This window comes from Labilibaculum euxinicum (assembly GCF_009795715.1).
Taxonomy (GTDB): domain Bacteria; phylum Bacteroidota; class Bacteroidia; order Bacteroidales; family Marinifilaceae; genus Labilibaculum; species Labilibaculum euxinus.
This window is the reverse complement of the sequence record NZ_WTCR01000002.1, coordinates 222,599-234,972: the sequence shown is the minus strand read 5'-3', so window position 1 is coordinate 234,972 and position 12,374 is coordinate 222,599. Positions and strand designations below refer to the sequence as shown.

Genomic DNA, 12,374 nt, shown 5'->3' with positions numbered 1-12,374 from the left:
ATTTTTAATGGTTATTAAAATAGTGGTTAATTCATTCAAAAAAACAGACAGAGAGATTTTTTTTAATCTCCCCATCTGCTGGGTTTATTTTTAATGTGTATGTAATGCTTCTTCAATCCGAAGAATCAGATCCTGATAATGAAAGCGTGTTGCTTCATCGGCGATCTTCACCTTCTTCAATAATAATTCTTTAATCCGCAGCAGCTCACCGCGTTTCACCGACACATCATCCGACACCCGGTTCATTGTGGCGTAAAATAAGTTTCGGTTGGCGTATCGGCTCGACCGATCATCGCTTTCATGATCATGAAAAAGCTCACGGCTTTTTACTCCATATTCACACAACAAGGGCATGTGCTGATGCAACGGACAACATGCTGCATCCTGATTTTGGAGAGACTTTTTACTTGTCTTCTCTAAAGTCTTGTTTTGAGAAATAATTAAAACATCAACAAAGTTTTTTTGTGACTGACGGGTAAAAACATCCAACTTCTGATTTTTAATTGTTTTGCTAAATATTCCTTGATGCAGATCGCTCATCATTTCTGTTAAAGTATAAGCTTTATCCCCATTTTCAGCTTCGTTTTGCTGCATGCGCAACAGTCGTTCCTTTTCCAGCAAGGAGTAAAAAATACGTGCATGCAAATCTCTAAACAAGGTTGTTGGAGCGTATTCAATATCACCAACTACTGATTCCCTAATCGGATATGATTTTTTATAAATCTCAGCATTGGCAATCCATTGAGGAATATTAATCACTTCCTCAATCAAATATTTAATCGCGTCTTTCTGTTTTGCTTTTTCAACATGAACGTAGGCTGATTTCGTTTCACCAAATACCGGTTGATCTAAATAGATACCCCCCACATTTGCCACAACATGATTAGCATAAGTAAACCATTGTCCGATTACTCCCATCATCATTTTACCTGCTTTCTCGTAGCTTTCACCTTCTTCACAAGTCCATTTTTCTACTTCAGGAACAATTCGTTTCAAATTCGCCAGTCCGTAACGACTTGCTTTCATCGAATTGTCACCCAAATCTTCGCTTTGCGCTGATGGATCGATGGTATTCTTTCCGTCTTGCTGAGGGCCGTAATGATACAATGGATCGTTCTCATGCTTTCTTATCATTTGACTCAAAACCTTCACTTCGTCCCAAGGAGTATCTTCCTGAATCCATCGATAAGCCCAGGCAATTGCATATTTATCGTACACGCCAATTTGCGGGGTAATGTTTACCACTTCGTCGTTTGGCTGCGCTACATAGTTGAAACGGGCGTAATCCATAATGGATGGAGCCGTTCCGCCCATTTTATTTGTAAATGATCTGGAACGCAAAGAATCTACCGGGAAAGCCGCTGAAGCTCCCATATTGTGCATTAAACCAAGTGTATGTCCTATTTCGTGGGATGAAACAAAGCGGATGGCATGAGCCATGTGTTCATCGCTAAATTTATTGTCTCTTGCTTTTGGATCAATAACTCCGGTCTGAATACGTATCCATGAATGCAGAGCAGTCATTACATTGTGCCACCAAATAACATCAGCCTCAATAATTTCACCCGACCGGGGATCTACAACCGAAGGTCCCATTGCATTTGCCTGACTGGATGCCGCATAAGTAATCATGGAGTAACGAACATCATCACCGTCAAAATCAGGATCGTCTGTTGGTGCATCTTTTGCAATAATGGCATTTTTAAATCCAGCTTTTTCAAAAGCAGACTGCCAATCGGTAATTCCGTCTTTTATAGCCTGCCGCCACTGTGGCGGTGTTGATGGATCGATATAGTAAACAATTGGCTTTTTCGGCTCCACCAATTCTCCCGCTAAATATTTTTCTACATCTTCTGATTTTGGCTCCAATCTCCAGCGATTCACAAACTCTCTGTTTTCAACAGCTTGCTGATCATCACTATAATAAAAATGTTTGGTTGTAAAGTATCCGATTCTCCGGTCTGCAAATCTTGGTTTCATCGCTTTCTTAGCCAACAAAACCATATTCGATGTAACTTCAACCGTTACGGTAATCCCTTCTGCTTTGGTGGTCAGCAACGACTTCATTACTAAATTTTCCGGGAAACTTTTCGCTGCACTTATTTTCGACAGATCTTTTACTGCAGATCCAGGCATTCCAAGTACTCCAAACAAATCATTTAAACTTTTTTCCGATCCGTCGAATACCTTATTTACTTTAAATACATAGGTGGTTGAGTCTTTTCCAAAACAAGCCAAATCGAAGCATTCTCTTATGGAAGGCATGTAATTATCCTCTACCGACTGAGTAATCGCATCCCCTGCTTTCCCTTCGTAATATGGATGATAAGTTTTCACCCAAATTTTTTCAGTTAAAGTATCCACTTCAAAACGAATCAATAAATTTTGATAATTGATTCCTTTGTTAAAACCCAACTCATTAATCTCGGAAGGCACTTTAGAGATTTTATTGACCAAAAGAAAATCGCGGTTCAGCAACGAATCCGAAATTTCGAAATAGTAATCCTTTTTTACTCTGTGAATATCAATTACTCCTTTTTTCGTAATCGCATCCGAAGTAATTATTTCATCGTATTTTTTCAGTTTTGAATCTTTATCTTTTCCTTTCGTAGTGTCCGATTCGGTTTCTGTCTTTTTCTTTTTCCAGAAAGTAAAAATTCCATCTTCTGCAGAAACAGAAGTTCGTTCCGATGCTTGTGACGGCAAACTCATTCCCCCCAGAATACATGCCATCAAAAACAGTCGCGTAATTTTGTGATTTGGTGTGATTGTGCTTAAGTTCATTTAGTATATTTTGTTTGTAGTTGTGAGCATCGCCCCTACACGGATACTCACGTCACTACAAAATTCAGTTTTGTTCGTTTCAATACTGCCAAATGAATTTCATCGGGCAATAATTCGAAACAAAAATGAATTAATTTTGATCTGCAAGAAAAAAGAAGGGAGTGAACCGGAAAGATTAAGGAGTGAATGACAAAAAAACCGGTATGAAACCTTCGCACAGAATGGAAAAGAAATCTTTTGGGATTAAAACAAAGGCAGTTTTACCCTGAAAAACCCATTTTCAATACCATAAACAGGTTGTTTATCACCCAAAAAAGCATACAAAGCCTCGAGCGTTTTTAATCCGGTACCCGGACTGTGACTCATATCGGTGCGGGGCTGGTACGGATTTTCGACAATTAAATAATATTCGTCTGAAACAGATATACGAATAGTGAGTGGTTTTTCGCTTGTTATTATATTGTGTTTGATGGCATTTTCAACCAATGATTGTATGCTGACAGACGGCAGCTTTCGGTTTAATGCTTCATCTTTAATATCATATTCTAAAAGAAGATTGTCGCCAAAACGAATTTTCTGCAGGAAAAGATACTGCTTAATAAAATCGAGTTCCTGTTTTAAACTGATCAGATTACTGTTGTTGCTATCCAACAAATAACGGTAAACCTTCGATAAGCTCAGAATAAACTTTCTGGCCAGTTTCGGCTCTCCCTCTACCAAGGCATAAAGAGAATTTAGAGAGTTAAATAAGAAGTGAGGATTGATCTGATTTTTAATATTCTTTAGCTGTGCTTTTACTTTTTCTTCTTCCTCTTCGAGAGCCTTTCGCCGCAATTCAAGGGTTTCACTAATATCAAAGCAAAAACTGGAAACACCAACAACTTTGCCTTCTGCGTCGGATATGGCGTTAAATATCTGCTGATAATCGATGCCGTGCCTTTGAAATTCCACTAAAAAATGATCTCCTGCCAATGCCCGGTCCAAATGCTTTTTCATTTGAATGCGGAAATCACCATAATAAGTATCCAGTGAATTACTTCCCAGCCGAATGTTACCGCCCTCATTTTTCTCAAGATTCAATTTATGAACACTGTTAAAACTTGTGTACCTGTAATTTTTATCCACCGAAAAAATCATGATCTGATCGGTACTCTCCATGATCGAAGACAGTTTGCTTACCTCATTACGATGCTTCCTTTCGGCCCTTTGTCTTTTGCTAAATTCAAGAAACCATCTGCGCTGGGAAAAGTAAAGAAATATCATTAGTAAAAGAGCCAAAACCAAACCAATCAGAAAGGTTGAATTGCGGATTTCCTGAACAGATTCTTTCACATTAAAAAGAGGAACACTAACAGTTACCAGCCATTTTTTATCCAAATTACCAATTTTAACGGGCTGATATACTCTCATAACAGGCACTTGTAAATAATCAGACTGAACTTCTTCCTGATATTTTTTCCCCGAAGTCAGAACTTCATGAATCCGGGCTCCCTCTGCCAAAGTATCAATTCGCTTGCCAATCAAATTCTCATCAGGATGAGAAATACAGAATCCTTGTTCCGAAATAATAGTTACATAAGCTCTTCCCAATGATTCGTTGTCATAAAAATGCTGCTGAAAGTGATACAAATCCAAATCTGTTCCTAAAACCCCAACAATCTTATCATTTTTAATCACAGGCTCCAACACCGTTGCAAGCAAACGATTATCAGAACTCCAATAAGGTGCCGAAATCATCTCTCTTCCCTGAATCATCAGCTTTTCGATTAAATCCAGCTGCTTATCTAAAAGTGGACTCTTAACAATTTCATTCCCCTTCTTCCTAAAATACACATTCAATTTTCCCGGACCGGAAGCATCATTTTCATCAATTGATGAATACCAGCAAGCATTTAATTCATTTCTGATTTTTAATTCAGACTGCAGCGTTTTTACAATTACCTTTTCGTCCTGTCCGGGAAAATCAATAGACTCCACCAATGCGTTGGCCATTAAACCAGTGCGAAGAACACTGCCGTCCAACTCGTTTTTAACGATTAAAAAACTATTTTGCGCTTTAGAGACAGCCAGATCCAGACTCATTTTCCCGGCAGTAACGGCCATCTTCTCGCCTATTAAATAAGCGACACCTCCAAAACTCAGAATAATAATTATCCCGACCAGTATAATTGATTTGTTACGAAACTTCATTCTGCAGTATAAGTAAAGCACAAATGTAGCAGATCAAAAGAGTAGTATCCAAATCACAGCAAAAAAAAGATTACAAATCAATTGCGTCCTAAACGTTTTTTGAGAATAAGTATTAATTACTTCTTTTATAAAAACTTACAGCTCGTGATAATCTTAAGGGGTACAATTTAAGTTAGGTATTTGATTGGCATCTTTTTTAAAGAGCTTTCGTTTTAGTTCAAACCTTTAGTAAGACCGGGAAGCTGAGAACTTGTTCGAAGATCGCCCGTACGCACTTAGGTTTGAATTAAATAAGGAAGTTTTTTAAAAAGCAGCCTTGAATTTCTTTGCTTCGTTTCTTGTTTCAAGACAAGAATTGGAGCGAAGCGGAAATCATGAATACAAATAAAAATAGGCTTTAATGAATAAATGATGTCGGGTTTGGGCGGAAAGCCCAATTGTTAAAATCAATTAGGACAATATTGATTACAAATCTTAAAACCCATCTTAATTCCTATGAAATTTTATTTCTTTCTGTATAATCCATCTAAATAACATATTTCTCAACATATTTTCATCCGTCAGCTAAGTCATCTATAACCGGAACTTTTGTTTTTACAATATCGTTTGCGGTAAAAAATCACTATTAACAGGTATTGCGTGAGAAAACAGAAAAGAGTTTCTTTGCACCCTTACAGCAAAAAAGAGTTTTAACTCTTCTTCTTTTGCTGATCAAAAAAAACAAAGTAAGAGAAAACGTAATACCAAAATTTTAAGCGGACAAACACCAGGAGTCCTGCATTAATTCTGATTTTAAAAATCAATACAGGACTGATGATTGTTCCATTCAACCATTGAAATAAATCATTATTCGAATGAAAAGAATTCAATTTAAAGCCGGTGAATGGCAAAAAACGATTAACGTTAGAGATTTCGTTAGTAACAATTTAACTTCTTACACAGGAGATGCTTCCTTTTTAACAGGAGCAACCGAACGCACAAAAAAACTTTGGAATATCTGCAAAGAGGCTGTTAAAGAAGAGCGTGCCAACAATGGAGTTCGCTCAATTGATACAGAAACAGTGTCGGCTATTGCTTCTCACAGAGCTGGATATATCGATAAATCATTAGAGCTGATTGTTGGCCTGCAGGCCGATGAATTGCTTCGCAGAGCCATGAAACCTTACGGCGGCATTGCTGTTGTTGAAAAAGCATGCTCGGAACAAGGTCTTGAAGTATCAGATCGTGTAAAGGACATCTTCCGCAATTATGCAAAAACACACAACGATGGAGTTTTTGATGCTTATACCAGCGAAATCCGTAAATTTCGTTCCTTAGGTTTCCTTACCGGATTGCCTGACAACTATGCCCGTGGCCGTATTATCGGTGATTACCGTCGTGTAGCCTTATATGGTATTGATCGTTTGATTGAAGCAAAAAAGGAAGATTTGAATGGTTTAACCGGAACGATGACAGATCAATTGATTCGTCTTCGCGAAGAAGTTGCCGAACAAATAAAAGCTCTTGGCGAAATTAAAAAACTGGGTGAAAAATACGGCTTGGAATTGAATCGTCCGGCTGAGACAGCTCAGGAGGCTATTCAGTGGGTTTACATGGGCTATCTTGCTGCGGTAAAAGAACAGGATGGTGCTGCAATGTCGTTGGGTAATGTTTCAACTTTTCTGGATGCCTATATCAACCGAGATTTGGAAGCAGGTTTTATTACCGAAGAATTTGCTCAGGAAATGCTTGACCAATTCGTAATGAAACTGCGCATGGTTCGTCACCTTCGTATGAATGCTTACGATGAGATTTTTGCAGGTGATCCAACCTGGGTTACTGAATCGATCGGTGGTAACACCATTGACGGCAGAACCAAAGTAACCAGGACATCCTTCCGTTTCTTAAATACACTATATACTCTTGGAGCTTCACCGGAACCAAACATGACGGTTCTTTGGTCTGAAACATTACCTGAAGGATTCAAGAAATTCTGTGCTCAGGTTTCTATCGATACCTCTTCTATTCAGTATGAGAATGACCAGTTGATGTGTGATACCCGTAAATCGGATGATTACGGAATTGCCTGCTGTGTCTCCTATCAGGAAATCGGAAAACAGATTCAGTTTTTTGGTGCACGCTGTAATCTGGCTAAAACGCTTCTTTTGGCATTGAACGGCGGTCGCTGCGAAAAAACAGGAACTCAGTTGATCAATGGCATTCCTGCCATGAGCAGTGATGAATTGAATTTCGACGAAGTAATGAGCAACTATATGATTGCGATGAAGGAAATGGCTCGTGTTTACAACGATTCAATGAACATCATTCATTACATGCACGATAAATATTACTACGAAAAAGCTCAGATGGCTTTGGTTGATACCAATCCGGCTATCAATCTTGCTTATGGGATTGCCGGTCTTTCGATTGTTGCGGATTCCTTATCAGCAATTAAGAATGCAAAAGTAACTGCTGTTCGTAACGAAGAAGGTTTGACCTGCGATTTCAAAATTGAAGGCGATTTTCCATACTATGGAAATGACGATGATGCAGTAGATTGTTTTGCTGTTGAAATTCCAAATCTATTCAATAGCCTGTTGAAAGAACTGCACACCTACAAGAATGCAGAACCAACCATGTCGATTCTTACCATTACCTCGAACGTAGTGTATGGATTAAAAACCGGTGCTACTCCTGATGGCAGAGCAGCTGGTGTTCCTTTTGCTCCGGGCGCAAATCCTATGCACGGACGTGATTCTCACGGTGCAATTGCTTCTTTAAACTCTGTGGCTAAAATCAACTACGAAGATTCATTGGACGGCATTTCGAATACTTTCTCTATTGTTCCTAAATCGTTGGGAGCAACAGCAGCAACCCGTCAGGATAATCTGGTGACCATGATGGATGCTTACTTTATGAAAGGTGCTCATCACCTAAACGTAAATGTGTTGGACCGCGCGATGCTGGAGGATGCAATGGAACATCCTGAAGAATATCCTCAGCTGACAATCCGTGTTTCGGGTTATGCTGTAAACTTTGTACGTTTAACCCGTGAGCAGCAATTGGAAGTGATCTCCCGCAGCTTTTTCGAGAGAATGTAAAATATTAATAATGACATAATGAGCCCCGGAGCTTTCAACTGAAAGTTTCCGGCCTCTTTTTTGATCCTCATTCACGAAACAAGCAAATCATGTTAAACGTTCATTCTTTTGAATCATTAGGTACATATGATGGCCCGGGAATCCGACTGGTCGTATTTCTGCAGGGATGCGCCTTTAAATGTTTGTATTGTGCCAATCCCGATACCATTACTTTCGAAGGAGGAACACCAACTCCACTTGAAGAAATCATGAGAAAAGCACGCAACCAGCGTCCTTTTTTTGGGAAAATTGGCGGAGTAACCATTTCGGGCGGAGAACCGCTTTGGCAGGCAAAAAAACTCAAAATACTTTTCAGGCAGCTGAAAGAGGAAGGTTTTAACACTTGTATCGACAGCAATGGAAATGTTCTTACCGATGACGTTAAGGAATTACTGAAGTATACGGATTTGGTTCTGCTCGACATCAAACACATCAACCCTGACTGGCATCAAAAGATAACTGGTAAACGCAACGATACCACCCTTAAATTTGCAGCATACCTCCGCGAAAAAGAAGTGAAAGTGTGGATGCGCTACGTACTGGTTCCCGGATACTCCGATCAGCCTGAATATCTGCACGAAATGGGAAAATATTTTCAGAAATACGAAAACATTGAAAAGCTGGAGATTCAGCCCTATCACAAACTGGGAGTTCACAAATATGAACACTTAAACATGGAATACAAACTAAACGATGTACCTGAAAACACCCTGGAACAACTGCAGGTGGCAAAGGATATCTTTCTTCAGTATTTTAAAGAAGTAATTATTAATTAGCAGTTAGCAGTTAGCAGTTAGCAGTTAGCAGTTAGCAGTTAGCAGTTAGCAGTTAGCAGTTAGCAGTTAGCAGTTAGCAGTTAGCAGTTAGCAGTTAGCACAAAATTAAATTGCTGGGTGCAGAGCACCGCAGTATTTGTAGAAAATTAAATGGATTTTTTCTTGGTAAGTACAGAATTTCGCAGCCTTTATCAATAAGCTGCAGGTTTTATGTCATCCCGAGGAACCGAGGGATCTGATTACTGAAAAGATCCTTCACCTTGTTCAGGATGACAAACGATTCGAAATCGAATACCATATTGATAAAAAGAGGATATTCAAATTAATGAACATCCTCTTCTATTTTTTTTAACTCTCGACCTTTCAAGATTTTTGGACTTTCGACCATTTGACTCTTCAAGACTCTTTATTTGCAAGTGCTATGTCATCCCGAGGAACCGAGGGATCTGATTACTGAAAAGATCCTTTACCTTGTTCAGGATGACAAACGATTCGAAATCGAATACCATATTGATAAAAAGAGGATATTCAAATCAATGAACATCCTCTTCTATTTTTTTTAACTCTCGACCTTTCAAGACTTTTAGACTTTCGACCATTTGACTCTTCAAGACTCTTTATTTGCAAGTGCTATGTCATCCCGAGGAATCGAGGGATCTGTTTACTGAAAAGATCCTTCACTTTGTTCAGGATGACAGCTGGTTAGTAATTAAATACCATATTGATAAAAAGAGAATGTTCAAACCAATGAACATCCCTTTTTATTTTAAAGATTTTTGACCCTTCAAGACCCTTACTCTACTTATTCTTCACCCGAATTAAAGCCGCCATTTCTTTGGCCTGATCTACGCAGGTAAAAACATCTGTGCCGATAGAATTGTAAGCTAAAGTCACCCCCATGCGGCGGTATTCGCGGCTGGTTGGCTTGCCAAACAAACGCAAATCAGATTTGGGATAAATTGCCACTTGCTCCAATCCTTCGAAATATGGATGAGATCCCTCACTCTGTGCCAGAATAACAGCACTCGCTCCTACTCTTTCCAATGTAATTTCAGGTATTGGTAATCCTAAAACAGCACGGCAATGCAGTTCGAATTCACTAAAATTTTGAGTACCTGCAAGAGTAACCATGCCGGTATCGTGCGGACGGGGCGATAATTCTGAAAATACAACTCCATCTTCGCAAATAAAGAATTCTACTCCCCAAAGACCAGCTCCTCCCAGTTCGTTGGTAACCATTTCAGCCATTTCCTGTGCTGCTTTTACATCTGCATCAGAAATTGCAGCCGGCTGCCAGCTTTGCTGATAATCGCCACGTTCCTGAACATGACCAATCGGCGGGCAAAATAAGGTTGGACCGTTTTTCTGAGTAACCGTAAGCAAAGTAATCTCCGAAGTAAATTTCACAAATGCTTCTACAATCACATCTCCTGAATCGCCACGTCCTTTAGAGCCGGCAATGTTCCAGGCCTTTTCAATATCAGCTTCGCATTTAATTACCGACTGTCCCTTTCCTGATGATGACATCAGGGGTTTCACCACGCAAGGCATTCCAACCTCTATCACCACAGCATACATCTCTTCCAACGAGCCGGCATACAAATATTTTGCAGTTCTGATTCCCAGATCCTTTGCGGCCAAATCGCGGATTGCTCTTCTGTCCATCGTAAAATTGGCCGCTTTTGCACTCGGAACTACCTGAATACCCTGTTTCTCGTACTCATAAAAGCGTTCGGTACGAATGGCTTCAATTTCCGGCACAATTAAATCCGGTTGATGTCTGGCTACAACTGAATCGAGCGCATCACCATCGAGCATATTAATCACTTCAAAAGCATCGGCAACCTGCATGGCAGGAGCTCCCGCGTAACTATCAACGGCCACTGTATTTTGTCCCAAACGCTGCGCCGCAATCACAAATTCTTTTCCCAGCTCTCCTGAGCCCAACAGTAAAATCTTCTTTACCATAAAATTACTTTCGGTTTATAAATGGATTTTTAATGGTTACTAATGTAGTAAGAAGTGCAAAATTACATTCTATTTTTCGAAAACCAGGCAGAACAAATCGCTTTTTCAACCTTTAGAGGCATTTTAATGCAGACCAACATCACTCAAATTGCAGAAAAATGACGAAATTTGATTGATCAAACGAAACAGTATCTCAAATTAATGTTTAAATTTAGCGTGACAATTTATCTTCTTAAGTCATCCCAATATAAATAAAGCACTATGAGTAAAGAACACAATACCCTTACAGAGTTTTTCAACTTCCTTAAGACTAAAGAAAATTACCTGCAGCAAGACAGCGAAGAAGTTATACAAGACTATTACAATTTTAGAGCCGAACGGATTGCAAAGGAAAAAGAAGAAAAAAGAATCAAACAATTGAAAAGATTGGAATTAATTGTCCAAAAAAGAGAGGAACAACAAGCACGTGCCCGCATATATAAGCCTGTAAAGGCACAAAGAATGAAATCGCCCGGAAATACCATTGGGAAGAAAATAACAAATGACGGGACTACTGCAAAAACGATGGCCGATATACGGAAATTGATTGACCGCATTAGAGATTAAGACATCAACAAGTCCTTTTCGTATTTGTTTTTTTCCATAAAAAAAGGACGTTTAAAAAGTATAATTGCAAGCTATTCAACGACTTTCACCCTTAAATTTCCAAAGGGAAGCCGTTGAAATTCAGCCTCCCTTTAGATACTACCCTTTATACACATCTTGTTGGTCTGAAAAATAAAGAGCAACAAGATGTATAAAAAAAGAATTTCAAGAATCCGCACCCTTTTCCCAACGTGTCGGGACCGGCACTTTGTTCACAATATTATTTCAGATTGCGTTCACAATCTTCACTGCGTTACCGTACTCTTAAAAAGGAAGGACTCATTTATTTAAGGTGTTTCTCCATTTTTAAGGGAAGATGTTCGAAGAACAGAGGGGTGCTTCTATTTACAAACAAACTCTTTCGCGGTGAAACGGATTAAAGTCTGTTTTGAAATTAAATTGGTATAAAGTGCTGCTTTACATACAAGGGTAAAACTGAATTTCATTTTAGTACAAAACAATTCCTTCTTGATCCCCCTCTTTCTTTACTTCCGAAACAATCTATACCGCAACAATTTCCTCTCTCATGCTAAAAAGAACAAAAAGTACTTCTTCCTTTTCCCGCTGACCAACATTACTCATATCCATAGCTTTCATCACGTCAGCCATAACCTCAATAAACTCCTTTTCGCTGATATTCATTCCCTTGTGTGTAGTCATCATATCGGCACCTTTGTACAAATCCAAACCACCCGTGCCTGCCATCAGAAAAGTTGCAGCCCCGTTTTTCATCGCTTTCTCATCTGCCTTCGCATTTTTAAACCTGACAGCAATTGCCGGATTAAGCAAATGCAAATCAACAACATCATTGGCAATTTTGGTAATTCCCTCTGTTCCGCCCAATCGTTCGTAAAGTGTTCCGCTCATCTTCTCTCCTCCTTTTATAGTAAAT

The 12,374-nt window shown here is 39.2% G+C and carries 7 protein-coding genes; 3 read left to right on the top strand and 4 right to left on the bottom strand.

Annotated features, from left to right (window positions below):
- Positions 1-90: 90 nt before the first annotated feature.
- Together GQR60_RS02960 and GQR60_RS02955 are read right to left on the bottom strand one after the other, a co-directional pair.
- Positions 91-2,784: a zinc-dependent metalloprotease gene (locus GQR60_RS02960; RefSeq protein WP_191991583.1), complete on the bottom strand. Its 2,694-nt coding sequence runs from the start codon at positions 2,782-2,784 to the stop codon at positions 91-93.
- Between the two features lie 243 nt (positions 2,785-3,027).
- Positions 3,028-4,974 (bottom strand): histidine kinase, encoded by a 1,947-nt coding sequence (locus GQR60_RS02955; protein WP_124991499.1) that lies wholly within the window; start codon positions 4,972-4,974, stop codon positions 3,028-3,030.
- A gap of 854 nt (positions 4,975-5,828) precedes the next feature.
- Here GQR60_RS02955 and pflB point away from each other — a divergent pair.
- Positions 5,829-8,054: a formate C-acetyltransferase gene (pflB, locus tag GQR60_RS02950; RefSeq protein ID WP_124991498.1), complete on the top strand. Its 2,226-nt coding sequence runs from the start codon at positions 5,829-5,831 to the stop codon at positions 8,052-8,054.
- An 89-nt stretch (positions 8,055-8,143) separates the two neighbouring features.
- Positions 8,144-8,869: a pyruvate formate-lyase-activating protein gene (pflA, locus tag GQR60_RS02945; RefSeq protein WP_124991497.1), complete on the top strand. Its 726-nt coding sequence runs from the start codon at positions 8,144-8,146 to the stop codon at positions 8,867-8,869.
- Positions 8,870-9,667: 798 nt separating this feature from the next.
- Here the strand turns inward: pflA and purT are convergent.
- Positions 9,668-10,837 carry a formate-dependent phosphoribosylglycinamide formyltransferase gene (gene purT, locus GQR60_RS02940; protein WP_124991496.1) on the bottom strand — a complete coding sequence of 390 codons (1,170 nt, stop codon included), beginning with the start codon at positions 10,835-10,837 and terminating at the stop codon, positions 9,668-9,670.
- 261 nt (positions 10,838-11,098) lie between these two features.
- Between purT and GQR60_RS02935 the strand changes: the two genes are divergently transcribed.
- Entirely contained in the window at positions 11,099-11,443 is a 345-nt protein-coding gene (locus tag GQR60_RS02935; protein ID WP_124991495.1) for a hypothetical protein, read from the top strand.
- Positions 11,444-11,983: 540 nt separating this feature from the next.
- Here GQR60_RS02935 and GQR60_RS02930 read toward each other — a convergent pair.
- A complete protein-coding gene (locus GQR60_RS02930) occupies positions 11,984-12,349 on the bottom strand; it encodes a group I truncated hemoglobin (RefSeq protein ID WP_124991494.1) in 366 nt (121 codons plus the stop codon).
- Between the last annotated feature and the right edge of the window lie 25 nt (positions 12,350-12,374).

Excerpts from the sequence above, each read along its gene's own strand:
- GQR60_RS02960 (WP_191991583.1), bottom strand. The coding sequence starts at position 2,784 with ATGAACTTAAGCACAATCACACCAAATCACAAAATTACGCGACTGTTT.
- pflA (WP_124991497.1), top strand. The coding sequence starts at position 8,144 with ATGTTAAACGTTCATTCTTTTGAATCATTAGGTACATATGATGGCCCG.
- GQR60_RS02930 (WP_124991494.1), bottom strand. The coding sequence starts at position 12,349 with ATGAGCGGAACACTTTACGAACGATTGGGCGGAACAGAGGGAATTACC.
- GQR60_RS02955 (WP_124991499.1), bottom strand. The coding sequence starts at position 4,974 with ATGAAGTTTCGTAACAAATCAATTATACTGGTCGGGATAATTATTATT.
- purT (WP_124991496.1), bottom strand. The coding sequence starts at position 10,837 with ATGGTAAAGAAGATTTTACTGTTGGGCTCAGGAGAGCTGGGAAAAGAA.
- GQR60_RS02935 (WP_124991495.1), top strand. The coding sequence starts at position 11,099 with ATGAGTAAAGAACACAATACCCTTACAGAGTTTTTCAACTTCCTTAAG.
- pflB (WP_124991498.1), top strand. The coding sequence starts at position 5,829 with ATGAAAAGAATTCAATTTAAAGCCGGTGAATGGCAAAAAACGATTAAC.